The organism is Actinopolymorpha sp. B9G3 (assembly GCF_040120725.1).
Lineage (GTDB): Bacteria > Actinomycetota > Actinomycetes > Propionibacteriales > Actinopolymorphaceae > Thermasporomyces.
On record NZ_JBEEAB010000001.1, the window covers coordinates 374,743 to 398,565 of the forward strand.

At 70.7% G+C, this 23,823-nt stretch carries 24 protein-coding genes and 1 pseudogene; 11 read left to right on the top strand and 14 right to left on the bottom strand.

All coding sequences use genetic code 11. The annotated features are described in order from the left end of the window. Positions 1 to 10 precede the first annotated feature (10 nt). Entirely contained in the window at positions 11 to 775 is a 765-nt protein-coding gene (locus tag ABNF93_RS01640; RefSeq protein ID WP_349325678.1) for an ArsR/SmtB family transcription factor, read from the bottom strand. A gap of 66 nt (positions 776 to 841) precedes the next feature. On the opposite strand from ABNF93_RS01640, the gene ABNF93_RS01645 reads away from it, so the two are divergent. Continuing rightward, a complete protein-coding gene (locus ABNF93_RS01645) occupies positions 842 to 1,357 on the top strand; it encodes a hypothetical protein (protein ID WP_349325679.1) in 516 nt (171 codons plus the stop codon). Positions 1,358 to 1,392: 35 nt separating this feature from the next. Here the strand turns inward: ABNF93_RS01645 and ABNF93_RS01650 are convergent, their stop codons facing one another. From ABNF93_RS01650 to ABNF93_RS01670, 5 genes are all read right to left on the bottom strand, one after another. Then, positions 1,393 to 2,511, bottom strand: a complete 1,119-nt coding sequence (locus ABNF93_RS01650; protein ID WP_349325680.1) for a M28 family metallopeptidase — start codon at positions 2,509 to 2,511, stop codon at positions 1,393 to 1,395. 9 nt (positions 2,512 to 2,520) lie between these two features. Continuing rightward, positions 2,521 to 4,230: a DUF7059 domain-containing protein gene (locus ABNF93_RS01655; RefSeq protein ID WP_349325681.1), complete on the bottom strand. Its 1,710-nt coding sequence runs from the start codon at positions 4,228 to 4,230 to the stop codon at positions 2,521 to 2,523. A gap of 285 nt (positions 4,231 to 4,515) precedes the next feature. Next, positions 4,516 to 6,840, bottom strand: coding sequence for a sodium-translocating pyrophosphatase (locus tag ABNF93_RS01660; RefSeq protein ID WP_349325682.1), 2,325 nt, complete (start codon positions 6,838 to 6,840; stop codon positions 4,516 to 4,518). A 390-nt stretch (positions 6,841 to 7,230) separates the two neighbouring features. Then, entirely contained in the window at positions 7,231 to 8,028 is a 798-nt protein-coding gene (locus ABNF93_RS01665) for a maleylpyruvate isomerase family mycothiol-dependent enzyme (protein WP_349325683.1), read from the bottom strand. Then, positions 8,025 to 8,393, bottom strand: a complete 369-nt coding sequence (locus ABNF93_RS01670) for an STAS domain-containing protein (protein WP_502877516.1) — start codon at positions 8,391 to 8,393, stop codon at positions 8,025 to 8,027. Before ABNF93_RS01670 ends, ABNF93_RS01665 begins: the two co-directional genes overlap by 4 nt. Before the next feature lie 545 nt (positions 8,394 to 8,938). Between ABNF93_RS01670 and ABNF93_RS01675 the strand changes: the two genes are divergently transcribed. Then, complete coding sequence (locus ABNF93_RS01675) at positions 8,939 to 9,229, top strand: hypothetical protein (RefSeq protein ID WP_349325685.1); 291 nt, start codon at positions 8,939 to 8,941, stop codon at positions 9,227 to 9,229. Between the two features lie 42 nt (positions 9,230 to 9,271). Here ABNF93_RS01675 and ABNF93_RS34795 read toward each other — a convergent pair. The 7 genes and pseudogenes from ABNF93_RS34795 to ssd all read right to left on the bottom strand — a co-directional run. Further along, positions 9,272 to 9,688 (bottom strand): annotated as a pseudogene (locus ABNF93_RS34795) (Rv3654c family TadE-like protein); the annotation flags it as partial. Next, positions 9,685 to 10,062 (bottom strand): TadE family type IV pilus minor pilin, encoded by a 378-nt coding sequence (locus ABNF93_RS01680; RefSeq protein WP_349325686.1) that lies wholly within the window; start codon positions 10,060 to 10,062, stop codon positions 9,685 to 9,687. The pseudogene ABNF93_RS34795 and the gene ABNF93_RS01680, both read right to left, overlap by 4 nt. Continuing rightward, complete coding sequence (locus ABNF93_RS01685) at positions 10,059 to 10,238, bottom strand: DUF4244 domain-containing protein (RefSeq protein ID WP_349325687.1); 180 nt, start codon at positions 10,236 to 10,238, stop codon at positions 10,059 to 10,061. Before ABNF93_RS01685 ends, ABNF93_RS01680 begins: the two co-directional genes overlap by 4 nt. Positions 10,239 to 10,484: 246 nt before the next feature. Next, a complete protein-coding gene (locus ABNF93_RS01690) occupies positions 10,485 to 11,168 on the bottom strand; it encodes a type II secretion system F family protein (RefSeq protein WP_349325688.1) in 684 nt (227 codons plus the stop codon). A gap of 167 nt (positions 11,169 to 11,335) precedes the next feature. Beyond that, positions 11,336 to 12,055: a type II secretion system F family protein gene (locus ABNF93_RS01695; protein ID WP_349325689.1), complete on the bottom strand. Its 720-nt coding sequence runs from the start codon at positions 12,053 to 12,055 to the stop codon at positions 11,336 to 11,338. Next, positions 12,052 to 13,302 (bottom strand): TadA family conjugal transfer-associated ATPase, encoded by a 1,251-nt coding sequence (locus tag ABNF93_RS01700; RefSeq protein ID WP_349325690.1) that lies wholly within the window; start codon positions 13,300 to 13,302, stop codon positions 12,052 to 12,054. The genes ABNF93_RS01695 and ABNF93_RS01700 overlap by 4 nt, the downstream gene beginning before the upstream one ends. Further along, positions 13,299 to 14,393, bottom strand: a complete 1,095-nt coding sequence (gene ssd / locus ABNF93_RS01705; protein ID WP_349325691.1) for a septum site-determining protein Ssd — start codon at positions 14,391 to 14,393, stop codon at positions 13,299 to 13,301. Before ssd ends, ABNF93_RS01700 begins: the two co-directional genes overlap by 4 nt. A gap of 588 nt (positions 14,394 to 14,981) precedes the next feature. On the opposite strand from ssd, the gene ABNF93_RS01710 reads away from it, so the two are divergent. The 7 genes from ABNF93_RS01710 to ABNF93_RS01740 all read left to right on the top strand — a co-directional run bounded on the left by ABNF93_RS01710 (position 14,982) and on the right by ABNF93_RS01740 (position 21,692). Continuing rightward, on the top strand, positions 14,982 to 15,815 hold the full coding sequence (locus ABNF93_RS01710) for an HAD family hydrolase (RefSeq protein ID WP_349325692.1): 834 nt from the start codon (positions 14,982 to 14,984) through the stop codon (positions 15,813 to 15,815). Between the two features lie 720 nt (positions 15,816 to 16,535). Next, positions 16,536 to 17,459 carry a class I SAM-dependent methyltransferase gene (locus tag ABNF93_RS01715; RefSeq protein ID WP_349325693.1) on the top strand — a complete coding sequence of 308 codons (924 nt, stop codon included), beginning with the start codon at positions 16,536 to 16,538 and terminating at the stop codon, positions 17,457 to 17,459. Between the two features lie 42 nt (positions 17,460 to 17,501). Then, the gene (locus ABNF93_RS01720; protein ID WP_349325694.1) at positions 17,502 to 18,284 is read left to right on the top strand and encodes an NUDIX hydrolase N-terminal domain-containing protein; all 783 of its coding nucleotides are present in this window, start codon (positions 17,502 to 17,504) and stop codon (positions 18,282 to 18,284) included. A 259-nt stretch (positions 18,285 to 18,543) separates the two neighbouring features. Beyond that, the gene (locus tag ABNF93_RS01725) at positions 18,544 to 19,029 is read left to right on the top strand and encodes a hypothetical protein (RefSeq protein WP_349325695.1); all 486 of its coding nucleotides are present in this window, start codon (positions 18,544 to 18,546) and stop codon (positions 19,027 to 19,029) included. 73 nt (positions 19,030 to 19,102) lie between these two features. Next, complete coding sequence (locus ABNF93_RS01730; RefSeq protein WP_349325696.1) at positions 19,103 to 19,714, top strand: SigE family RNA polymerase sigma factor; 612 nt, start codon at positions 19,103 to 19,105, stop codon at positions 19,712 to 19,714. Continuing rightward, on the top strand, positions 19,711 to 20,460 hold the full coding sequence (locus ABNF93_RS01735) for a hypothetical protein (protein ID WP_349325697.1): 750 nt from the start codon (positions 19,711 to 19,713) through the stop codon (positions 20,458 to 20,460). The genes ABNF93_RS01730 and ABNF93_RS01735 overlap by 4 nt, the downstream gene beginning before the upstream one ends. A 44-nt stretch (positions 20,461 to 20,504) precedes the next feature. Then, on the top strand, positions 20,505 to 21,692 hold the full coding sequence (locus ABNF93_RS01740) for a histidine kinase (RefSeq protein WP_349325698.1): 1,188 nt from the start codon (positions 20,505 to 20,507) through the stop codon (positions 21,690 to 21,692). Between the two features lie 39 nt (positions 21,693 to 21,731). Here the strand turns inward: ABNF93_RS01740 and ABNF93_RS01745 are convergent, their stop codons facing one another. Further along, positions 21,732 to 22,073: a hypothetical protein gene (locus ABNF93_RS01745; protein ID WP_349325699.1), complete on the bottom strand. Its 342-nt coding sequence runs from the start codon at positions 22,071 to 22,073 to the stop codon at positions 21,732 to 21,734. A 543-nt stretch (positions 22,074 to 22,616) separates the two neighbouring features. On the opposite strand from ABNF93_RS01745, the gene ABNF93_RS01750 reads away from it, so the two are divergent. Together ABNF93_RS01750 and ABNF93_RS01755 are read left to right on the top strand one after the other, a co-directional pair. Beyond that, complete coding sequence (locus tag ABNF93_RS01750; RefSeq protein ID WP_349325700.1) at positions 22,617 to 23,360, top strand: LytR/AlgR family response regulator transcription factor; 744 nt, start codon at positions 22,617 to 22,619, stop codon at positions 23,358 to 23,360. After that, positions 23,357 to 23,758, top strand: a complete 402-nt coding sequence (locus ABNF93_RS01755; protein ID WP_349325701.1) for a hypothetical protein — start codon at positions 23,357 to 23,359, stop codon at positions 23,756 to 23,758. Before ABNF93_RS01750 ends, ABNF93_RS01755 begins: the two co-directional genes overlap by 4 nt. Positions 23,759 to 23,823: the final 65 nt, after the last annotated feature.

The following is a 23,823-nucleotide window of genomic DNA, read 5'->3' on the forward strand; positions in this document are numbered from 1 at the left end:
AGGGGCACCCTCACCCAGGTCCTGGGGCGACTCCATCCGGGTCGAGGGGCGCCGCACCGTCGAGGGTGGACGAGTCGAGGTCGGCGACGTCGATGGCGAACATCTCGCGCACGCCGGCCACCCCACCAGGTGTGATGAGGAGTCCGCGGCCGGCGGTCGTACGCCGGACCCAACCGCAGTCCAACAGGGCCGCCAGCACAGCCGCCCCGAGCGCGCCGGCGAGGTGGCTCCGGCGCTGCGTCCAGTCCAGACACGGTCGGGCGAACTGCCGTCGGGCGTTCCGGCAGGCTTGCACGTCGACTCCCAACCGGGCGAACGCCGCATCCCCGTCCGGACCGACCTCGTAGCCGGCGCCGCTGCCCTGCAGGCCCGGCACCAGCCACTCGCGCCCGACCATCCGCTCCAGGACAGCGACACCAAGCGCCCCGGCCAGGTGGTCGTAGCAGGACCGGGCCGTACGGAACGCCCGGGATCCGTTGGCCTGGCGCAGCGACTTCACCGGTGTCGTGGGACAGATCAGCGCCAGCGCCTCGAGGGCCTCCGCCACGTGGGCCCCGGCCAGTTGGAAGTACCGGTGGCGGCCCGCGTTGACCACGGCGAGCAGGCCACCGTCGACGAGGGCGGCGAGATGTTCGCTGACCGTGGATGGGCGTACGCCGGCCAGCCGGGCCAACTCCCCCGCAGCCAGTGGCCTGCCCTCCATCAACGCATCGACCACGGCGGACCGTGCCGGGTTGGCCAGCAGACGCGCAACCGCCGCAAAGTCTGTCGCCATCCGGTCCAGCGTAGTGCGAGCACAGTTCGGGCCGTCCCGAAGTGTCGTGTCCTTACGGTTGCCGGCATGGACCCGATCACCCCACCTTCGCCGAACGAGCACGGCACATCCACCGGCACATCCACCGGGACCGGCGCCGACAATCCCGGCGTGGCGGTCGCCGCCGGAGTCGACCGCACTCTCGCTTTCGCGCGCACCTGGCTCGCGTGGGACGGTCGGCCCCGCGTCGCCGAAGGCGGCGAACGCCTCTACACCCCGCACAAGGCGATCCGCCGCCACACCCATCATCTGGTCGACCACCTGGCCGAGATCGAGGCGCTGCTCGGCGGACACCCGACGCGGACCGACGAATGGCGGGCCAGCACCGTCACCGTCGCAAGTGACTGGGCAGCGTTCACCGAGGCCGACCGGGACGAGGCCGAGCAGTGCCTGCGCCGCCTCGCCGACCTCTACGTCCACCGGCTGGCCGCTGCGGGACCGGCCGAGTGGGACAAGCCGCGTGACCCGAACTGGACGCTCCGGCAGATCGCCGAGCACGTGGCTTCGCCGTGGTACGCCGAGCAGGTCGGAGACCTCAGCTGAACTGCCCCTGGAGCCCGCCTGTGGGAGGTTGGCTGTCACCGGGAGCGGAGCCACTCCCACACCAACCGCCCGCTGCGGTCAAGCGATGACCGGCTGACGGCACTCGGTCGGTCGGCCGCGCTGTGGTAGCCGGAGAACGGGTTACCCCCGACCCGGGCCGCCGCGATTCCCGCCTTCTCGAACGACCAGTGGTCGCTGGACTGGTTGGTGCCTCGGGTGACCGGTACGCCGATCCGCCGCGACGCCGCGACGAGCGCCCGCGCGACGGTGTACGGGGCCCGGCCGCCGGTACGGATCCGCACCGACTCCCCGACTCCCACCCGGTCCAGCGACACCATCTCGCGGATGGCACGGCGTCGCGCGAGGGGCAGTGTGCGTACGTAGTGGCGGGATCCGAAGTGGTGCCACGCGTCGCCGGGACCACGCGGCTCCTCCGCACCGAACGCGACGAAGAGGACCGGCAGCGCCGGCACGCGCGGTTCATCCCCGGCCGCTCCCCCTCTACCTGGTGGTGCTGCCGTGCCGCCGCTCGCGACCGCGGCCAGGCGGGCCAGCTCGAGCATGACCGCGACACCGGACGCGTTGTCCTCCGCCCCGGGCGCCTGGGGCACGGTGTCCAGGTGCGCCCCCACCACGCGGTGCGGCCGGAGCGGGTCGAACCCGGGCAGCGCCGCGATGACGTTGTGGGTACGCCCGGACGGGACACGAATACCCCACGAAATTCCGGCAGGTACGCGGAGCGGTTGGCGTACGACGTCATAGCCAGCGACGCCCAGGGCATCGGCGACCACCTCGGCAGCCCGGCGGAACGCGGCCGACGTGGCCTCGCGCGGGCCGATCCGACCAGCCAGCAGCTGGACGTTCTCCCGCGCGGAACCGGCATCGAACACCGCCGGAGCCGATGGTGTCGCCGCGGTAGGCGACACCGCTGCGGTCGGCGTCGTGGGGGCGGCGGTGTCCGGCGAGGTCGGGGACGGCCGGCCGCTCGACGGACTCCGTGTAGCCGTCGGCGTCCCGGAACCCCTCGGCGTTGTCAGACCGCCAGCGTCTCCACCCGGTCCGTCGGTGCCCTCGTCGCGGCAGCCGGCGACGGCGACCGTGAGCAGCCCTGCGGTCCAGGCCGTCCACGTCGTACAGAAATCGCGCCGTCGCACGCCTGATGTCTAGCCCACTGCCACCGAAACCGAAAGATAACCCTCGAGGATCAGCTGGCGGATCCGGGGCACCAGCCGGGAACGGAGCGCGCCCTCGTCGTCCTCCAGCAGTGTGGCCAGTGCGCCGATGATCTGCCCGGTGGTCATCGACCCGTCACAGGCGCCGACGAACCCCGCCTCGGCCGTGTCGACCTGTACCGCCCGGCGCAGCCCCGACCGCTGCCGGAGTACGACATACTCCGGATGCGCCGCACCCGGTCGTCCCCACTGTTCCTGGTCGACGTCGGCCGCGACGCGCAACCGGGCCGACATCAGCAGATCGTCGTCGTACGCCCGCATCAGGTCGACCGTCTCGAGCCATCGGGTGACCTCCTGGCCCAGCGGTTGCGCGACGGGTCCCGTCCACTCCTCCACCCAGGTCTCGCGGGCGCCGGGCGTACTCGCGCGCAGGTGCGTGCCCAACGCCTCGTCGACCGCGGACGGCGCCAGGGAGGCGGCACCGGAACCCTCGCGCTGCAGGGTGATCCAGCCGTACCCGATGGCCTCGACGTTCTGCGCCTCGAACCACGCGAGCCACTCGTCATAGCGTTCGCGGTAGCCGGGGGCTCCGTGCCCGCCGGCGTCCTTCAGCCACAGCTCGACGTACTCAGCCGGGTCGGTGACCTCGCGCTGCACGACCCACGCGTCGCAGCCGGTACGCAGCCAGCTGAGCAGCCGCTCCCGCCAGTCCTCCTCGCGGACGTGCATCCAGCTGGCGAGGATCTGGCAGACACCGCCCTCCGCGAGGTAGCGCGGCGCCTCCGCGACGATCCGCCGGCACACCTCGTCGCCGGCGAGCCCGCTGTCGCGGTAGACGAGTCCGCCCCGCGGGGAGATGACGAACGGCGGGTTCGACACGATGAGATCGAACCGCTCACCGTCGACCGGCTCGAAGAGGTTGCCGTGGCGGAACTCCAGCTGGGCGGGTTCTTCGTCGCGCTCTCCCCCGCCGTGTGGGTCGGCCACCGAGATCCCGGCCAGACCCGCGCTCAGGCGGGCCATTGCGAGCGCACGCGGGTTGACGTCGGTCGCGACGATCCGGCCGACGTGGCTCGCGAGGTGGAGCGCCTGGATGCCGCAGCCGGTGCCGAGGTCGAGCGCCCTGCCGACCGGGCGGCGTACGGTCAGCTGCGCCAGTGTGGTCCCGGCACTGTTGACGCCGAGCACGTGGTCCGGTGGGACGCCCGGCCGGGCGCCGTCCATGCCCGGTGTGAGGTCCGCGACCACCCACCAGTCCGTATCGGTGGCGCCGGCCGCGCCTGCCGCGCCCGGGACGGCCCGCGCCCCTGGGCTGCGAGCCTCGGAGCTGCGAGCCTCGGAGGAGGTGCCGGCGGGGATGCCGGTCGCTCCGTACGGCCGGATGTCGACGAGCGCGCACACCTCACTGCCGTACGCATGCAGGATCCCGGCGGCGACCAGCGGCGCGAGGAGTTCCGGCAGCGCCCTCTCCGCCTGGGTCCGTGCCACGGGTACCTGCAGCAGCCACAGCCTTGTCAGCGTCGCGAGTGGTCCACCGCCGGCGGTCGCCCGGAGCCCCGGTGTGGTCTCGTTGCGGTGCAGCGCGGCGAGGGCGAGCGGCCCGAGCAGGTCGTGTACGCCGTCGACGGTGTAGCCGACGGCTGCCAGGTGCTCCCGGAGCCGGGCCACGACATCCGAGGACAGGTCATCCATTGGTCGCATCGAGGGCAACGTACCCGGCCAGGTCAGCCTCGCGTGTGTCCGGACCGCCGTCGGAGCTGATCAGAACTGCCCTGCACCGAGGTTCACGCCCGCGTCCTCCTGGGCCCCACCCACTGCTGCGGCGGCCCGGGCGCCACGGCGGCGGGCGCCCGGACGCAAATGACCACGCTGAGCAGGTCCCTGGTACCAGGCACAGGCATGGGCTCATGGCCCTGGTCCTCAGGCATGCTCAGCGTGGTCATTGAACGCGCTCGCGACTGGGTGAGCGTCAGCCGCGCAGCTCACTCAAGGGCCGGCGACCGGTTCGGGGTGCTTGTCGTTCTCCTCCGACGCGCCGATCGCGATCGGCCGACGCTTGGAGACCGTGACCGCGGCGACGACGACGAGCACCGCCGCGACCGCGATACCCACCCGCAGAGGTGTGTTGGCGCCCGAGCCGACCGAGAGCTGCACGATGGCCGGCGCGATGAGGACCGCGACCAGGTTCATCACCTTGATCAGCGGGTTGATCGCAGGTCCCGCGGTGTCCTTGAACGGGTCACCCACGGTGTCGCCGATCACCGTCGCCTCGTGTGCGGCCGAACCCTTGCCGCCGTGCGTACCGTCCTCGACCAGTTTCTTGGCGTTGTCCCACGACCCGCCGGAGTTGGCGAGCAGGATCGCCATCAAGGTGCCAGCCGCGATCGCACCGGCGAGGTAGCCGGCGAGTGGGCCGACACCGAGGCCGAAGCCCACCGCGATCGGCGCCATCGCCGCCAGCAGACCCGGGGTGGCCAGCTCGCTGAGCGAGTCCTTGGTGCAGATGTCGACCACCCGGCCGTACTCGGGCTTGCCGGTGCCGTCCATGATCCCCGGGATCTCGCGGAACTGCCGGCGCACCTCGAAGACGACGGCACCTGCCGCGCGGCCGACCGCATTGATGGCCAGACCGGAGAACAGGAACACCACGGCGGCACCGAGGATGAGCCCGACCAGGACGTTCGGTGAGTCGACCGAACGTAGGAACGCCGAGCCACCCGCACCGACCTGCTCACCGACGGCGGTCAGCGTGGTCGATACCGCGTCGTTGTACGACCCGAACAGCGCCGTCGCCGCCAGCACGGCCGTAGCGATCGCGATGCCTTTGGTGATCGCCTTCGTGGTGTTGCCCACCGCGTCGAGCTCGGTCAGCGTCCGTGCGCCCTCGCCGTCGACTTCGCCCGACATCTCGGCGATTCCCTGCGCATTGTCACTCACCGGGCCGAACGTGTCCATCGCGACGATGACGCCGACCGTCGTCAGCAGGCCACAGCCGGCGAGCGCGATCGCGAACAGCGAGACGATCACCGAGCCGCCGCCGAGCAGGAACGCGACGTAGACCGCGCCACCGATCACCAGGGCGGTGTAGACAGCGGACTCCAGTCCCAGCGCGAAGCCGGAAAGGATCACCGTGGCGGCACCTGTCAACGACGTCTTGCCGACATCCTTGACCGGCCGGTGCTCGGTGCCGGTGAAGTAGCCCGTGAGCGAGAGGATCACGCCGGCCAGCACGATGCCGAGGACGACCGCGCCCGCCGCGATGAGCCGCGGGTTGCCGTCGAGTGCCGCGATGCCCTCCGACACGCCGGACAGGGCCGCGAACGACGACGGGAGATACAGGAACGCGGCGATCACACACAACACACCGGAGACCACCGCGGAGATGTAGAAGCTCCGGTTGATGGTCCGCAGGCCGTTCTCGCCCTGGCGCGGCTTGGTGATGTAGACACCCAGCACCGCTGTCAGCGCGCCGAGCGCGGGAACGATCAGCGGGAACACCAGGCCGTGCTCGCCGAACGCTGCCTTGCCGAGGATGAGCGCCGCGACGAGCATGACGGCGTAGGACTCGAACAGGTCGGCGGCCATGCCCGCGCAGTCGCCCACGTTGTCCCCGACATTGTCGGCGATGGTCGCGGCGTTGCGCGGGTCATCCTCGGGGATCCCCTGCTCGACCTTGCCCACCAGGTCGGCGCCGACGTCAGCGGCCTTCGTGAAGATGCCGCCGCCGACCCGCATGAACATCGCGAGCAGCGCGGCACCGAACCCGAAGCCCTCCAGCACACTCGGTGCGTCACCGCGGTAGAGCAGCACGACGATCGCGGCGCCGACCAGACCGAGGCCGACCGTCGCCATGCCGACCGTGCCGCCGGTACGGAACGCGATCCGCATGGCCGGGTCTCGCCCCTCCGTCTGGGCGGCGGCGGCCACCCGGACGTTGGCGCGGACCGCCAGCCACATCCCGAGATAACCGATGAGGGCGGAGAAGCCCGCACCCACCAGGAAGAAGAGGGACCGTCCGATCCGGATGTCCCAGTCGCCAGGCAGCAGGAACAGGACGAGGAACACCAGAACGGCAAAGCCGGCAAGCGTCTTGAACTGCCGGTTCAGGTAGGCGGAGGCACCTTCCTGGACACCTCGGGCGATCGTCTGCATCGTCGCGGTGCCTTCGCTGGCGGCGAGAACCTCGCGCCGGAAGACCGCACCCATGACGAGTGCAACCGCGCCTATGCAGGCGACGGCCACGACCAAGCCGAGATTGCCGCCACTGAGCGAGACGGCGTCCCCCTCGGCAGCGAGTAGGAACGCGGACATTCGTCCTCCTTGACGGGGGCTTCCTCGGTCCCCTTCGTGGCGCCCCGACGTACGGGCCGTACGGACAGATCAACCGGATCCGAGGGCGAACCGGCTCCGGACCGGTGGGGCGGGACTTCGCGCGGATGCCGCGCCTGCACGTCACCGCCCCAGCCGGGCGCAGACATGCCCTCGGGGTTCAGGCTCCGTCCGTACCGTAAGGCTCAACACCGGCCAGCAGCGTCGGAGGCACATGGACAGCTGGCGCCACCGGAGTTCAATCCGGGGCGGGCCGGAGTCTAGCGTGCCGGCACCACCCCGGATGGACCTGACCCCCGTCGGGAGTGTTGCGGGGGGTGACGGTCCGCTACCAGGGACGACGTGTTACCGCAGACCGGTCGAGTGCTCTGATCAAGGGGTGAGCGCGGACGCCAGGAACCGCCGGGCCACGTCGGCGTCGCCCTCGACCGTGAGCTGATCAAGGTCGAGGCGCTTCCACAGTGCCAGCAGCAGGTCGACCGCGCCGCCGCGGATCTCGGCCACCACCGGGCCGCCAGCGCCGGGCTGGGGCGCGCCGCCGAGATGCGGTCCGGTGATCTTCGGAGCGGTGTCCGGACAGGGGGCGAGCAGCCAGAGCTCGGGCCGATCCGTGCACCTCAGCGCCAGCGGCCCCGCCAGGTCGGGGTGACGCTTCGTATACGCCGCGACCCGCGGCAGCCACACGTCGAGCACCTCACCGATCCCGTCCACGGCGAGCCCGGCGTCATAGTGCGGCGTACGGCCGAGCGCGGACTCCGCATCGACCAGATGCATCGCAAGCTCGTGCGCCTGCCGGCGGGACCAGTACGCAGCGACCCGGTAGCCGCGCTGGTGGGTCCAGCACGCCTGGGCCGGATCGGTTCGTGCGAGCGTTTCGAGAAGCAGGCGTACCTGCTGGTCGTACCACTCGGTCAGCTCCGCGCCGGTTGGCGGCGTGGCTGGGGCCACACGCTCCGGCCGTTCGGCCGCCCCGCTGGCGACGATGGACGCCGCCCACTCGTGGACAGCGCCCAGATGAGCCACCAGATCGCGGAGCGTCCAGCCCGGGCATGCGGGAACGGGCGTGTCCTCCGGCCCGACCCGTACCGCCGCCTGCAGCTCAGCGGCCGCGGTACGGATGAACGCCTGGTACTCGCGCGGCGTGAACGATCCGTACGGCTGATCCGTCATTCGCCGGGCGCGGGCGAGGCCGTAACCGCCTCGTCTACCGAGTCGTGGATCGGGAACACCTTCGTGAGGCCGGTGATGCGGAAGATCTTGAGGAGCCGCTCCTGGGTGCAGACGATGCGCAGCGAGCCGTCATGGGACCGCACCCGCTTGAGGCCACCGACCAGCACACCGAGCCCGGTCGAGTCGAGGAAGTCCACACTCTCCATGTCGACGACGAGGTGATAGTGGCCGGCGTTGACCAGCTCGACCATCTTTTCCCGCAGCCTGGGCGCCGTGTAGACGTCGATCTCTCCGGCGACCTCCACCACCATATGGTTCCCTGTGGGGCGGTTCGAGAGGGAAAGGTCCACGAACTCCTCCAGCACTTCACCGACTTGGGCCTATGGAATTCAACCATTCGAGGCGACAGCGCGATGTTATGGGGCAAGGGGGCAGCCGCGCAGGGTTATCGCCCGGCACTCCCCAAGCGGGTGGTTGGCGGTAGCCGGGTGTGACGGTGTCTGGCGTGACCTCCCGCGGGCCACGGCGGCTTCCATCCGACGGCCCGGAAGCCGGAAGTGCTCTTCGTGCCAGAGGGGAAGTCGGCGGCGCCCGAGCATGCCGCCGCGCCGACCCCGGCCGGGACACCATGTTTGTCGACAATTGGTACGACGGAAATCCTGGCAGCGCGGGCTTCGCCGAGCGCGGGCTTGATGCGGCTGCCGCCCGGCTGGGGCGACACGGAACGCGATCGTTAGCTGTCGGGCCCGGAGGGGTGCCCCTGATGCGTACTCTCTCCGAAGTGGGGGAATAGGAACAAACCACTCAACAAGCACAGATCGGTTCGGCTGCTGGACGTGCTGCCGGTGCGGGCGGCCCAGGCCAGGTCACGCACACGGGGTCCGCCGGACGAAGGAGCTGACGCAGGGTCATGATCGTCATCGGACTCGTCGTTCTCGTGGCTGTCGCCGCGGTGTGCGCCGGTGTCGTGGTGGGCGGAGCGCAGGAGACGACCGTCGGTATCGACCGGCTCCTGATCCACGGCACAACCGCGACCTTCTTCCTCATCGGCGCAGGCACCGCCCTGGCCACGATGCTCGGGCTGTGGTGCGTGGTGACCGGCATCAGACGCTCCGTTGCCCGCCGGCGCGAACGACGGGAGTACGACGAGGATCAGGGCGGTCCCGGTGTCTCGGACATCGACGAAGGTGCGCGACTGTAGCGACCCGGCGGCACCGTCCCACGCACGTGTTGCCCGCGCCCTGGCTCGGATGACGAACCACTCGCCGGCGAAGCCCGGCACGCGACTCTCGACGGTGACCTCAACCACGTCCTGCGCGGCCGAACACGCGGTCATCCGGACACGGTGACCGCGCGCGATCCGGGCGGCAAGAGCACATCGATTTCCCAGATCCCCACTGACGGCTGCCGCCGACAAGGCGGCGAGATCGGCGGCGCTGTCGGCGCGGCGGCCGGCTGACACGACGGAGACGAGGCTCGCCGCCAATGCACCCGCCATGACCACCAGCGCCGCGACGGCGAGCACCCAGACCGTGCCACTACCTCGCTCGGACCGAGCCTCCTCCAGCCGATCCCATCCTCGGGGGACCTCCTCGACGAACTGAGCGACGCTGCGTCGTCGTCGCGGGGTGCGGCGAGCGGCTCCCTCCAGAGTGGTCATGACATCCCCGGCTCGAGAGCGACCACAGCCCGGGCGGAGACAGGTACCGGAGGAAGGCGCGACAACACCCGCCACCGGGGCCGGGCGTCAACCACGACGTCGACGGTGGCGAGTCCACCCCGGATGCGTACGTCGATCCAGGCTCCACGAGGCGCGCTGCGGCGTCCTTCGGATCGACTCGCCACCACGGTCTCGCCCCGGGCAACAGCGCGCGCCGTGTCCCGAGCCGCGTCCATGCACCGAGCCTGCAGCGAGACCACGGTGACCGCCCAGACCATGCCGAGCGTCACGACGACCAGGGCCATGAGGGCGAGCGCCGCCTCCGCGGTCACCATGCCGCGCTCGCCCTCTTGTGTCTGCCGGTTCGTTGTCATGCCGCAAGGTCGAGTGCCGATGTGACGACCCTCATCAGGAGTCGCTGCACCTGCTCGCTGGTCAGCAGCTTGATGAGAAGCGCCGCGAAGCTCGCCGCCGCGACGGTGCCGATGGCGTATTCCGCGGTGGTCATCCCACGCTCGTCGGCGCGACGAGCAGTGCCTGCTGTGTGCATGGCGTACCTCCTGGTGGAGTCCGGCGACCGGCCGGAACGGCTGCCCGGTGGGGCGTACAACGACGATGCGGCACCGGGTGCTGAGCCAGCGACGGCCAACGCGGCCCTGTGGACAACCCGGCCGATCCGAGACCTGTGGACAACTTCTGGCAGAGGCACATGTCGCAGAAGCTCTGCTCTCTTCTCATCCGAAAATCGAGGGTCGGTCGGCAGGCGGCAGCCTGTCCACTGACCGTCGATTTCGGATTAGCGCAAGAGCCCGCTGACGGCGCCCGCGACCAGGGGCACGACTCCCACGAGCACGAACGCGGGAAGGAAACACAGGGCCAACGGCACCGCCGACCGGACCCCGACGGCACGCGCCTTCTGTTCGGCCCTGGCGCGCCGGGTCCGCCGCGCATCAGCGGCGAGCCGTTCCAGCGTCACTGCGAGCGGCGCCCCGGAGTCCCATACGCGTACCATCGCCCGGCCGAACGAGGCGAGGACGGGTTCGGCGAGGAAGGTCGCCCACGCGGCCTGCGGATCGCTGCCAAGGCGGAGCGCCGCGGCGACCTTGCCGAACTCGTCGCCGAGCGGACCGCCGACGGCTACGGCAATCGCCTCGATCGAGGGTCCCGGAGAGCGACCGGTACGAAGACACGCCGCCAGCAGGTCGGCCGCCAGCGGCAGGTCGAGCAGGAGGCGTTCGCGCCTGAGCCGCTCGGCTCGCGACGGCATCCGTAACAGCATCGAACGCAGAACGAGGCCGACCACGAACCCCAGGACGATGCCGGCTCCCCCACCGACGACGAATCCGGTCGCCAACCCCGCGAGCATCGAGACCGCCGCCGCAGTCCGAGGGCGCGCGCGCTCGGCCCACTCGCGCGGTGGTTCGCGTTCGGACGGCGGCCCGAAACGTGGCGAAGGTGGACGTTCGGGATCGTGAGGCATCCCAGTCCCCGCGGGCACCGCCTGCCGCTCAGGCCGCCGTTGCCGTTCTGCCCGCGGACTCCTCCACCGGTGAGCACCACCCGACACCTGCACCAGCCGGGACACACCCGCGGGCGGCCAGCACCAAGACAGGACGGCCAGGCCGATGAGGACCGCCGCGAAAGCCTTCATGGCAAGGGCTCCGCGTGTCGGGCGAGGCGGTTGACCCAGCTCACTCCGGTCACGGCAAGTGCGCTTCCCATGACGAGGCAGACCAGGCCGTAGGGACTTCGGGCCAGGAATCCGATCGGGTCAGCGCCGGCACCTACACCGAGCGCCAGTCCCAGCAGGGGAAGTGCAGCCAGCAGGCGCGCGCTGGCCCGTGGTGCCGCCAACTGTGCCGCCACCTCGTCGCGCAGCGCATCGTCGTCCCGCAGCCCGGCCGACACCCGGTCGAGCACGTCGGCAAGGCCGGCCCCGGTTGCCGCTGCGACCGTCCATGCCGCCGCGAGCCGCGTCAATCCCTCGGCGCCTGGAAGCCGGATCGACCGCAGCGACGTGGGGACGTCGCCACCCATTCGGCTGACGGCGACGACTGGCGCGAGTGCGGGACATGTGTCAGCCGCCGCCTCCAGAGCGGCGACGGGTGCCCGGCCGACACGCAACTCCGTTGCGATGACCTCACATGCCTCGCGTACGAGCGCGCGCCGCTCTTCGATGTCCCGGCGATCGCCGCCCACCCGACCGAACCGGGAGCGCGCCCTCTCCCAGATGCGCACCATCACCGACTGCCCCTGGTCAGCTGGCGGAAGGATCCGTCGCAGCAGAACCTCGGCCGATCGGTCGGGCACCAGCAGCGCACCGGCCGCGGCGGCGAGCGCGAGACACCACCACCCGGCGACGCTCATGCCGAACGCTCTCGCGTCGCACGCACGGGTGTCAGGTCCTCCTGCGTCTCTGCCCGGGCTGATGGGCCCTGCGCCTCGCGTTCCCCGTGCCGACGCAGAGCCGCGCGCAGACTCGGGAGGCCAGCGCCGGGCACGACGGATCCGGAAGCGCCGAACTCCACCGCGGGCAACGCGTGCACCACGCCGTCGGCGGCGCGGGCGAAGACGGAGATCCCCGCGACCCGGCGGCGCCCATCGCGACCACGGACGAGATGGACGACAGCATCGACGGCAGCGGCAAGTTGGCTGTGCACGGCTGCCCGATCCAGCCCCGCCGCGACACCCAGGGCCTCCACCCGCGCAGGTACCTCCCCTGCCGAGTTGGCGTGCAGCGTGCCACAACCACCCTCGTGGCCGGTGTTGAGCGCGGCCAGCAGATCGATGATCTCCGACCCGCGCACCTCGCCCACCACAAGGCGGTCAGGGCGCATCCGCAGGGCCTGCCGTACGAGTGTGCGGACGGTGATCTCGCCCGCGCCCTCGAGATTGGGTGGCCGCGCTTCGAGGCGTACGACGTGCGGATGGTCGGGCGCGAGTTCGCTCGCCTCCTCGACCAGGACGAGGCGTTCGTGGGAGGACACGTGTGACAACAGCGTCGCAAGCAGAGTCGTCTTGCCCACGCCTGTGCCGCCGGAGATCAGGTAGGCCAACCGCTCCTTGACGATCAGGTCCAGCAGGTCGGCGCCCTCTGACGGCAAGGATCCTTCGGTGACGAGTTCGTCGAGCGTGAAGACCCTTCGCCTCGGTACGCGCAACGAGATGCAGGTGCCCCCTGCTGACACCGGTGCGAGGACGGCGTGGAAGCGGGTCCCGTCGCCCAGGCGGGCGTCGACGAACGGAGTGGCGTCGTCGAGTCGCCGACCGGCGGCGGAGGCCAGGCGCTGGGCGAGCCGGCGGACGGCTGCGTCGTCGGCGAAGCCGATCCGGCAGAGCTCGAGACCGGCACCGCGATCGACCCAGACCTGATGCGGCCCGTGCACGAGGACGTCGGTGACACCGGGTTCGGCGAGGAGATCATCGAGAGGGCCGGCACCGGCGATGTCGCGGCTGAGCTCGGCGCCGATGCGCAACACCGCGGCGTCTCCCAGCAGGTGCCCCTCCGCACGCAGAGCCGACACCACCCGTGCGGGTGTCGGTGGGGCGGCGTCGGAGGCAAGTGCGCCGCGCACCCGGTCGAGCAAGGTCGGGTTGACAGCGGACGCGCTCATGCGGCGGCACCTTTGCGATCGGCAGCCACCACGCCGATGTCGGCGAGAAGTCGACGACACATCCCGGCCAGCGGGCCGTTTCCGCGCGCGGCCGGAACCTCACCGCGCTCCAGCATGAGATCGAGTCGTGGCTCTGGTGCCATCTCACCGGCGAGGCGAAGGTCGAGCGCGTCAGCGATGATCCGTCCGTCGAGGCCGGCAGGAGACGGGCCGCGGACGACCACCCGAATGTCGGACACGTGCGTTGCCAGTGACGTCGCGACCCTCGCACCGGCTGCCACCGCGCGCACCTGTGCGGGAACGACGAGCAGCACGGCCTTGCAGGCCGACAGTGCCTCCTGGGTCGCCTCGTCGAGGTAGCGGGGCAGGTCCAGCACCACCAGGTCGCCGCCTCGCCGGGCGGCACCCAGCACGGACCGCATCGCTACGGCCGGCACGACCGAGACATCGCCGCGATCCCATGACAGGACCACGAGATCACCCAGCCGCGGAAGTGCCATGCGCAGCGCTCCGGCGTTCATCCGCCCTTCGCTGGCGACGAGTTCGGGCCATCGCATACCCGCGGTGTCCTCGCCACCGACGACCAACTCGATGCCACCGCCGAGCGGATCGCCGTCGAGGAGGAAGCTCGACACTCCCTGACGGGCCGCCGTGACAGCCAGGGCGGCAGCCAACGTCGATGCGCCCGCGCCCCCGCGGCCGCCCACGACGCCGATGGTGGTCGCCTCTCGGTGGGAGCCCTCAGCGGCGTCGGCGATCCGCGTGACGAGCCACGCCTCGGCTTCCTGAACATGGACGACGTGCTCGGCGCCGATCTCGACCGCCCACTCCCACAGGGCCCGGTCATCGAGGCTGTGCGCGGCGACGATCACGTCCGGTCGGCGTACGAACGAAGCTCGGGCGAGTTCGCCCGCGAGATCGGCACCGACGAGGACGAGTGGCGCGCCCACCCACATCCGCCGGGCCGTGCCCGCATCGGCGGCCACATCGAGGACAGCGCCCGAGGCGGCGGCCAGCCGGACCAGGTCGTCGAGGAGGGTGTCGTCGGCAGTGACGGCGAGCGGGCGGGAACCGGGAGAACTCTCGAGCATCGGGCAGACCCTTCAACGATCGTGGGGAAGCCGGACGCCGGGGACCTACGAGGACGCTGGCGCGGGACGGCTGCCGCAGAGACGGCGAATCCACGATGGCCGGCAGCGGTGGAGGTGGCGACCACGTTGGCTGGAGCTGTGGATGACCACGCCGATTCGTTCGTTGTGGACAAGTTCTGCGCATCACCGGTCCGGTACGCCGTACCCATGAACGGTCCCCACGTGGCAGAGAAGGTCCTGGCGTCGTAGGCAACGTTCCAAGCCGAGCCGGGCAGTCGAAGGTGGAGGTGAAGAGGCGACAGCCCCCGCCGGGGGGGAGAGCGGGGGCTGTCCCTGGCCGCGACTCGCCAGAGCGAGGGGCCGGCACCAGCGGCGGGTGTGCCGCTGAGAATCAGGTTCCCTTCTGAAGAGCCGGCAAAACTCGCACGGCTCGCTCCCAGTGTGACCCAGAAAGAAGCAGCTCGCCAATCCCCGTAGGGTATTGAGACCCGAACTTTGCTGGCGACAGCCACCGAATACGCACGGGTTGGCCCGGAATGTCCACCAATCCCGCGCACAGATTTCTCTTGACGCTTAGGCTCTGGAGCGATGACCAACGCCGACCCCCGCGCCATCGAGGGCTCCCCCGACCACCTGACCGCCGTGTTCTTCGATCTGGACAAGACGATCCTGGCCAGGTCGAGCACGCTCGCCTTCAGCCGTTCCTTCTACAAGGGCGGCCTGATCAACCGGCGCGCCGTCGTGCGTTCGGCCTACGCGCAGTTCGTCTACCTGTTGGGCGGGGCCAACCACGACCAGATGGAGAAGCTACGTTCACATCTCTCGCGTCTGGTCACGAACTGGGACGTCAGCATCGTCAAGGACATCGTCGCAGAGGCTTTGCACAATGTCGTCGTGCCCCTGGTCTATGCCGAAGCTGTGACCCTCATCAACGAACATCGGTCGGCAGGGCGCGATATCGTCATCGTCTCCACCTCCGGCCAGGAAGTCGTCGAGCCCATCGGCAGAATGCTGGGCGCGGATCTGGTGATCGCGACGCGCATGGCCGTCGCGGAAGGCCGATACACCGGAGAGATCACCTTCTATTCCTACGGCGACAACAAGGTCTCGGCGGTAAGGGAATTGTCGCTTTCGCGGAACTACGACCTGTCCCGCTGCTATGCGTACTCCGACTCGATCACCGACTTGCCGCTCCTCGAGGCTGTCGGCCATCCCTACGTCGTCAATCCCGACCGGGCACTGCGACGGACGGCGGCTCAACGAGGCTGGCCGGTGTTGCGGTTCAGTCGACCGGTCGTGGTGAAGAAGCGTTCCAGGCTTGGGATCAATCGCCCTGTCCTGACCGCCGCCGCGCTGGGTGCCGGCATCGCGATGGCACTGTTGTGGGTCATCCGACGTGGTGCGTCGCGGGACCAACGTTGAGGCTCTCGAACGATGTGCCGCAGGCCACCGCGTACGAAAGGTCCGCGTCATCAATCGAGTAGCGGAGAAAAACTAAAAGATCTTGTCCGAAGGTCTTCACTCTCGATGGCGAAGGTCGTAGAAATGAAGTATGTCCCGTGGGATCAGAAGTAATTGGCACACACCTTCTGATCGACACGAGACGTGCGCGGCACACGGGCACCCACGCGGCGATCAAGCCCATCCTTAAGGGCGGTCGATTCCAGGCTTGCCTGGAACGACATTAGAGGAGCTGCACGCCTGGTAACCCGACGTGACGCGCTCGCGGCGGCGCTCTCCGAGAGGGAGCGCCGTCGGCATGAGGACCACCGGCTTTCGGTTCCTCCCCACATCTCCCGCCCGACCACATCTCCCGCCCGACCACATCTCCCGCCTGACCACATCTCCCGCCTGACCACATCTCCCGCCTGACCACATCTCCCTCACCTCATCGCGGTGGCCGGCCGGCGATCATCCGTCGCCGCGCCCTTGTCGGCCGTACGACGACAACCGTTGCCGCTTCCCCTGCGACCGCCACCGCTTCGCCCCGCCGTCGCATGGCACCCGTACCGCCGGTACCCGCCCGCCCCTCGGCGCGGTCGACGGAAGCTGGCCTATCCCTGCCGGACCGCCGGCCGGACGGACCGTCCTGATCACCCGAAACCGCGCGGACCGGTCTGCTTCGCGTAGCATCGCGGCACCATGGAAGAGTCGGTACGGTGGTCGCGGAGCCGGTCTTTCGGATCCGTCGCCGACGTCTACGAGCGGAGCCGGCCGGGTTATCCGCCCGAGGCGGCGTACTGGCTCCTGGCCGACTATCTCCAGCCGGACCAGGCCGACGACCCGCCGAGCGCGTTCGACTCCTATGCCACGGCAGACGTGATGGCCGACCAGGACCGTACCAACTATCCCGCTGGCTACGCCGACACCGACCATGGCGACGGCCAGGTAGGCCTGAGCCGCACCGATGCCACCGTGCCCGGTAGCGAGCCCGCAACGGTCGTCGAACTCGCGGCCGGGACCGGCAAGCTCACCACCGCCCTCGTCGACCACGGCCACCGGGTCATCGCGGTCGAGCCGGCGGGCCCCATGCTCGCCCGACTGGTACGCCAGGTGCCGACCGCGACCCCTGTGCAGGCGGTCGCCGAGAAGATCCCGCTCGCCGAGTCGTGCGCCGACGCGGTGGTGGTCGCGCAGGCCTTCCACTGGTTCGACACCGATGTGGCTCTCGCGGAGATCGCCCGCGTCCTCAAACCGGGCGGCACGCTCGGCCTGCTCTGGAACTACCGCGACGAGTCGGTCCCCTGGGTACGCCAGCTGTCCAGCCTGCTCGCTGCCGCCGAGCGGATCGAGGCCCGCCAGGCGGAGGAACTGATCGAGAAGCTCGAGTGGAGCCGGCTGTTCTCCCCGCCGGAGTATGCCGGGTTCCGGCTCTGGCAGAAGCTCGACCGCGACGGGCTGCTCCACCTCGTCGCCTCCCGTTCCTACGTCGCGACCCTTCCGCCCGGTGAGCGGCAGGAGGTCCTGCACCAGGTCGGCGAGCTGTACGACGTGACGGCACGGCAGCCGGACGGGCTCGTGATGCCGTACATCACCACCTGCTACCGAACCCGGACGAGGCGGTAGCCGGATCGGTACGGCGCCAGTCCGCCCTGAGAGACTTGCGCCATGACGCCGGACCCTGAGCTCAGCACTGGGCCCGAAGCCGGCGGCGCGGGCGACGGCACCGGCAGCACGCGCGGCACCGGCAGCACGTGCGGCGCGGGTAGCGCGACCGCCGCCGCCAACGGAGGCGACGACAAACCGGCCGAGAGCGATGCCAACGGACCACGCCTCCACGCACTCGCCATCGAACTTGCCGCCCTCGCGCGCAACGGCTTGAACTACCAGCCCGATCGCTACGAGACGGCCCGCTACGAACGTATCCACGCCATCACGGCCGAGATCATGGGAATGCTGTCCGGCTCCGACCCGGGCGGCTTCCGGGCCGCGCTCGCCGCCGAGGCCGGGCACGCCACGCCGAAAGTCGACGTGCGCGGCGCCCTCGTCGAGGACGGCAGGATCCTGCTGGTCCAGGAGGCGCGTGACGGCCGGTGGACGCTGCCGGGCGGCTGGGCCGACGCGATGGACACCCCGGCCGAGGCGGTGGAGCGGGAGTTCGGCGAGGAGGCCGGGCTGGCGGTCCGCGCGGCGAAGCTGGCCGCTGTCCACGACGGCTCGCGTCGTAACGGCCACGCGAGGAGCCCGTGGCACATCTACAAGCTGTTCTTCATGGTCGAACGCGTCGACGACGCGGCACCGAGGGCCGGCCTCGACGGCGAGACCACGGACGTGGGGTTCTTCCGGCTCGACGACCTGCCCGAACTCTCCACCGCCCGTTCGACAGTTGAGCAGCTCGCGACGCTGTTGGCCCACCACCGCGACCCCGCTCGCCCGACCGACTTCGACTGACCCCGGCTGGCGTCAACCGACCCGGCCGGCTCCAACCGACCCGGCCGGCTCCAACCGACCCGGCCGGCTCCAACCGACGCCGGCCGGCTCCGACCGACTCAGCCGGCGGCACCAGGCCCTCGACGGTTCCGCGTGGTCGACGGAGAACGGTGACCTGGCCGCGGCAACCTTTCGCCCGAGGCAGGCATCGTTCAGGCTGACACCCGTCAAGCCGCGCCAGAAAGTCCCGCGCCCAGGAGAGTCGAGGGAGGTGACCTACGTGGGAGCGTCAGGTGTACGGATCCCATGGCCTACGCACGAAGGAACCCACCGGGCGATCGGATGGTTCGCGGCGGCCGCCCTCCTCGTCCCGGCACTGTCGATGGCGACGACGCCCACCAGCGCCCGCGCCGCCGCTCCGGACGTCGCGGAGAAGGAGATCGCGGCCGCGACAGCAGGGGAGTTCAGGGTCGCGTTCATCGCTCGCAAGGCGGACGAGAGCGCGATGCCGACGGCCACGGTCGAGGTCGCCGGTTTCGTCCGCCGGGAAGGTACGTGGGTCTCCGTCGGTCGCCGGCAAGTGGTTCCGGACAAGGATGCCGCGTGGTTCTGGAACACCGTGACCGACCCGGGCGGGGTGTGTGAACTGTCGGTCGCCGACTCCCCGGAGCCAAGTGCCGCGGTCGTCCTCAGCTACGGGCCGAGCGCCGGTTGTGCCACCACCGCACGGTTCCGGATCGAGCGCGGGCGCCTGGTGGACAGATGAACGCCGACCTCGAAGCCGACCCCTCCTCATGTCCGCCGCCACGTCCTCGTGACGATCGGGGGGCGGCGGGCAGATGAGCGCGGCACCGAAGGCCGGCGGCGAAGAGACCGACGAGTCCCAGCGATACCCGCCCTTCATGGTGGAACGCGCGGGCGCGGCGGGCGGCGGGGCCGCTCTCGTACGCCTGTTCACCGAGAGGTACGCCGACCTGACCCGGCTCGCCTACGTCATGACCGGTGACAGGGACGTCGCCGAGGATCTCGCCCAGGACGCGTTCGTCCGTGCATGGCCCCGCCTTGCCACGCTCAGGGCGCCGGAGTCGGCCCCGGCCTATCTGCGTACGACCCTCGTCAATCTGGTCCGGCAACGCCACCGGCGGCGGGTACTCGAGTGGCGTCACCCGCCCACACGGCCCGAGCCCGTGCCTCCCCCGGATGACGACCGGAGCACCGCGCTGGACCTCGCCGAGGTCGTACGCAAGCTGCCGCTACGAAAGCGGGAGTGCATCGTCCTGCGGTTCTACGCCGACCTGTCCGAGGAGGAGACCGCGAGGATCCTCGGCATCTCGGTCGGCACCGTGAAGAGCCAGACGCACCGCGCCCTCCGGCTACTCGCCAAGGAGCTCGAGAGCGCACCGTCGGCACCGCTCGACTTCGACCCGACCAGAAGGGCGAAGGACCGATGAACGACCCGAGGACCTCCCCCGACCCGCGAGCCGCCGACGATCTCGAACGCCGGCTCAGGTCAGCTCTGCACGCCGACGCCGCCCGTGCCCACATCAGTCCGGACGCGTGGAGCAAGGTGCACCGCCGGCTCGACGCGGGCCGGTCGGCGGGACGGACGAACCGTCGGACCAGGCGTACCTTCATGCTCGGACTTGCCACCGTCACCGCGGCGGCGGCCACGTTCGGCGTGCTGTTCATGCCGCACCTCGTCCGAACGCTGCCCGTCGCTGGACCGAACCCCGCGGACACGACAGGGCCGGCCGACACGGCACGGCCTGGCGAGGCGACCGCGCCCTCCAGGCCGCCGACACCCGCGGCGAGCGCACCTGGCCCCCTCGCCCGTCGACCCACGCTCGCCGTGGCGACGGCCGGCGACGACCTGCGGGTCCGGCTCGAACTGGTCTACGGCAGGCAGTACGAAGATGGCGCGACGGTGCGGCTCCGCCCGTACCGCTGGAGTGACGGCACCTGGACGCCGCTCGGCACGGACAGGGCGGTCGTCGGGGCGGTCGGCGGCTGGCCCGTCGACGCACGTAGCCGACCGGGCGTGTGCGAGCTCACCGTCGTGAACGCCCGCACGGGTGGAACTCCGGGCGTCAAGCCGATCGCGGCGCAGGTCCGCGTCCGGCTCACCTCCCTCGAGGACCCCAAGTGCACCGAGGCGTACGACTTCCAGTTGGCAGGCGATCGGTTGGTCACTCGGTAGCGGACTCGGACGCTGAGGTCACCGGACGTCGTACGGTGTCCGGCGTGAGGGAGCTCCTACCCCCGCTCGCCGTCGGGCTGGTCGTGGTCGCGGCGGCGGTCGTACTCGCCCGGCTGGTGCGCCGTCGCCGGCACTTCGGCACGCCTGCCGACCAGGCGACATTCCGTACGCTGCACAACGCCTCGCTGGCGTCCCCACCCCTGCGGGCCGGACTGAACGACGGCAGCGCCGAACGCGCCGCCCGGCACCTGCGGGCTCTGCTCGGCACCGCGGCAGTGGCCCTCACCGATGCCGAACGCCTCCTGGCCTGGGACGGCGCCGGTAACCACCGCCACGATGTGCAGGCGGTCCCGCTCGCCAAGGGATCGCTGCGGCAGGGTCGGACCGACGCCCTGGGCCCTGAGCAGGTCGCCTGCGGTGAGCCCGACTGTCCGGTACGCCACGTCGTCGTCACGCCACTCACGGTCGACGATCGGGTGGTGGGAACGCTGCAGGCCTACAGCCGGGAGACCTCCGCCGGGCTGGTCCGGGCCGCCACGGAGGTGGCCCGCTGGGTGTCCGGACAGCTCGAACTCGCCGAGCTGGACCGGTCGAGGACCCGGGCGATGGAGGCCGAGGTGCGGGCCCTGCGGGCGCAGATCTCGCCGCACTTCGTCTACAACTCCCTGACGGCGATCGCGTCGTTCGTCCGCACCGACCCGGAGCGGGCCCGCGACCTGCTGCTGGAGTTCGCCGACTTCACCCGGTACTCCTTCAGGCGGCACGGCGACTTCACGACCCTGGCGGAGGAGCTGCGCTCGATCGACCGGTATCTGTTGCTGGAGAAGGCCCGGTTCGGCGAGCGGCTGCAGGTGACGCTCCGGGTGGCGCCGGAGGTGTTGCCGGTCGCGATTCCGTTCCTGAGCCTGCAGCCGTTGGTCGAGAACGCCGTACGCCATGGCCTGGAGGGCAAACCCGACACCGGGCGGATCACGATCGACGCCTCCGACATGGGCAACGAGTGCCTGATCGCGGTGGAGGACGACGGCGTGGGAATGGACCCTGGCCGTGTACGCCGGACGCTCGCCGGTGACCCGGGCTCGGACTCGATCGGCCTCGGCAACGTCGACGAGCGGCTGCGCGCGGTGTTCGGCGACGAGTACGGCCTTGTCGTCGAGACGGCCGAAGGTGCCGGGACGAAGGTCAGCATGCGGGTGCCGAAGTTCCATCCCGGCGTCCGCGCCACGACCTGAGCGCTGGCCTTCCCCGCCCCGACCTGTCTGCTTCCGGCGTCAGGCCGACTCCGCTCGCTTGTCAGGCCGATGCTGGAATTTCGGCGGGAGGATCAGGGTGGCCTCGGTACGGACGGACGCGACATAGTCGAACGCCGACTGCGCGTGCTTCGCCCGCTCGGCCTCGGACAGGTCGTCCCGCCACTCGACGTAGCCGTCGAGACCGGTCGACAGGATCTTGGCGTACGCCACGTAGTACGGGACGTCGCTCACCTTGACGCGGCCGGCGAGGGCCTCGCGGGCGAGTTCGGCGCGCTCCGGCTGGTCCGTGCGTACGGCGTCCTGCCGGATGACCTCGCGGAGGACGTCGGCGACGGCCGGATCGGTCGGGACGTCGATCAACTCCTCGGAGGGCCTGCTCGATGGTCGGCCCGTCAGCGGGCGTCGCGCTGGCCGTCTGTCGACCTTGGAGAATGGCCCATCGGGCGGCTGAGCCGGCGTACCGGCGCGGGTGGTCGCCCGGCCCCATCCCGCCATGCTCGCACTCGTTCTGCCACCTTCCGGCTCACCCGCCCTTCCCCCCTGCGTCGCGCCAGCCATGTCGTCCTCCGCTCTGCCCGCCTCCAGTCAAGTCCGCGGCCGGCAGGGTCCGGGCCGGCCCCGGCCGGCCCGCGAAGGCCGGTGAGACGGTTTCTGGTGGACATTCCTAGCCGGGCTGGCTGTGGCCACGCTGTGGTCCGGCTGTTGCGGTCCTGTGGCGAAGCGTTCCTCCCTGGTAGCAAGGCGTAGCCAGCAGCTGCCGCCCGAGGTCTGCCCACGGAGAGCCGCGGCAGAGAGGGGGAGGCGGGGCGCGACCGAGGGGAGGCGGGACCGAGGCCGTGATCGAGGCCGTGATCGAGGCCGTGATCGAGGCGTGATCGGGGCGGACCGCCGTAGAGTCCCGTCATGCTGCGCGTCCTGGTCGTCGACGACGAGCTCCCCGCTCGGGAGGAGCTCGCCTACCTCCTCCGCCTCGACGAGCGGATCGGCGAGATCCTGACCGCCGAGAGCGGCGCCGACGCGCTCCGCGCCCTCGAACGCGAACCCGTCGACGCGATCTTCCTCGACATCCGGATGCCCGGTCTGACCGGGATCGAACTCGCCCGCGTCCTGGCGCGCTTCACCCACGCCCCCGCCGTGGTCTTCGTGACGGCGTACGACGAACACGCGGTCGACGCGTTCGAGCTGGAGGTCGTCGACTATCTCCTCAAGCCGGTACGCCCGGAACGCCTCACCGAGGCCATTCGCCGGGTGGTCGAGCGGGCCAACGGCACGGCCGCACGACGAGAGCCCGCCGATGCGGAGACCATTCCGGTCGAGCTCGGCGGGGTGACGCGCTTCGTCCCCCGCAGTGAGGTTCGGTACGTCGAGGCCCACGGCGACTACGCCCGCCTGCACACCGGCGACGCCAGCCACCTCGTGCGGGCCTCGCTGGCCACCCTGGCCGACCAATGGCAGGAGGCCGGCTTCGTCCGCATCCACCGACGCCTGCTCGTCGCCCTTCCGTACGTCTCGGAGGTGCGGTTCGACGCGGGACGCTGTGTGGTGCAGGTGGGCGACGCCGAGCTCCAGGTGAGCAGGCGGCACACCGCACAGCTTCGCGAGCTGCTGGTCCGGCGCGCGCGGCCGGGCCGGGGTGACGGGCGATGACCCAGCCACGGCCCGACCGGACGAGACGCGGCGACCAGGCGAGACGCGTCGTCGTGACCAGCCCGCGGATGCGGGCGTCCCTGCGTCAACGGCAGTACGCCGCCCAGGAGATCGACGCCCAGACCTCGCTCGGGCAGGTCTACATGAGCTCGCTGATCCGGGTACAGCTCCGGCTCGGGCTGCTCGTTCTCGCCGTGGTGGGAGCGCTCCTGCTCGGCCTGCCGCTGCTCTTCGCTGTCGCGCCCGGTCTCGGCGCGGTTGACGCGTTCGGGCTGCCGCTGCCGTGGCTCCTGCTGGGCGTCGTGGTGCACCCCGCCCTCATCGCGGCCGCGTGGTTCTACGTCCGGCACGCCGAACGCAACGAACGCGAGTTCGCCGAGCTGGTGGAGCGGTCCTGACGATGGCGCCCGCGCGTAGGGTCCGAGGTAGCGCGTCGCCCGTCCCCCGCGAGCGAACCGTCAGG

Bases quoted from the DNA above. Each gene is read 5' to 3' on its own strand.
- ABNF93_RS01640 (WP_349325678.1), bottom strand. From the start codon at position 775: ATGGCGACAGACTTTGCGGCGGTTGCGCGTCTGCTGGCCAACCCGGCA.
- ABNF93_RS01645 (WP_349325679.1), top strand. From the start codon at position 842: ATGGACCCGATCACCCCACCTTCGCCGAACGAGCACGGCACATCCACC.
- ABNF93_RS01655 (WP_349325681.1), bottom strand. From the start codon at position 4,230: ATGCGACCAATGGATGACCTGTCCTCGGATGTCGTGGCCCGGCTCCGG.
- ABNF93_RS01660 (WP_349325682.1), bottom strand. From the start codon at position 6,840: ATGTCCGCGTTCCTACTCGCTGCCGAGGGGGACGCCGTCTCGCTCAGT.
- ABNF93_RS01665 (WP_349325683.1), bottom strand. From the start codon at position 8,028: ATGACGGATCAGCCGTACGGATCGTTCACGCCGCGCGAGTACCAGGCG.
- ABNF93_RS01675 (WP_349325685.1), top strand. From the start codon at position 8,939: ATGATCGTCATCGGACTCGTCGTTCTCGTGGCTGTCGCCGCGGTGTGC.
- ABNF93_RS01680 (WP_349325686.1), bottom strand. From the start codon at position 10,062: ATGACAACGAACCGGCAGACACAAGAGGGCGAGCGCGGCATGGTGACC.
- ABNF93_RS01685 (WP_349325687.1), bottom strand. From the start codon at position 10,238: ATGCACACAGCAGGCACTGCTCGTCGCGCCGACGAGCGTGGGATGACC.
- ABNF93_RS01690 (WP_349325688.1), bottom strand. From the start codon at position 11,168: ATGCCTCACGATCCCGAACGTCCACCTTCGCCACGTTTCGGGCCGCCG.
- ABNF93_RS01695 (WP_349325689.1), bottom strand. From the start codon at position 12,055: ATGAGCGTCGCCGGGTGGTGGTGTCTCGCGCTCGCCGCCGCGGCCGGT.
- ABNF93_RS01700 (WP_349325690.1), bottom strand. From the start codon at position 13,302: ATGAGCGCGTCCGCTGTCAACCCGACCTTGCTCGACCGGGTGCGCGGC.
- ssd (WP_349325691.1), bottom strand. From the start codon at position 14,393: ATGCTCGAGAGTTCTCCCGGTTCCCGCCCGCTCGCCGTCACTGCCGAC.
- ABNF93_RS01710 (WP_349325692.1), top strand. From the start codon at position 14,982: ATGACCAACGCCGACCCCCGCGCCATCGAGGGCTCCCCCGACCACCTG.
- ABNF93_RS01715 (WP_349325693.1), top strand. From the start codon at position 16,536: ATGGAAGAGTCGGTACGGTGGTCGCGGAGCCGGTCTTTCGGATCCGTC.
- ABNF93_RS01720 (WP_349325694.1), top strand. From the start codon at position 17,502: ATGACGCCGGACCCTGAGCTCAGCACTGGGCCCGAAGCCGGCGGCGCG.
- ABNF93_RS01730 (WP_349325696.1), top strand. From the start codon at position 19,103: ATGAGCGCGGCACCGAAGGCCGGCGGCGAAGAGACCGACGAGTCCCAG.
- ABNF93_RS01735 (WP_349325697.1), top strand. From the start codon at position 19,711: ATGAACGACCCGAGGACCTCCCCCGACCCGCGAGCCGCCGACGATCTC.
- ABNF93_RS01750 (WP_349325700.1), top strand. From the start codon at position 22,617: ATGCTGCGCGTCCTGGTCGTCGACGACGAGCTCCCCGCTCGGGAGGAG.
- ABNF93_RS01755 (WP_349325701.1), top strand. From the start codon at position 23,357: ATGACCCAGCCACGGCCCGACCGGACGAGACGCGGCGACCAGGCGAGA.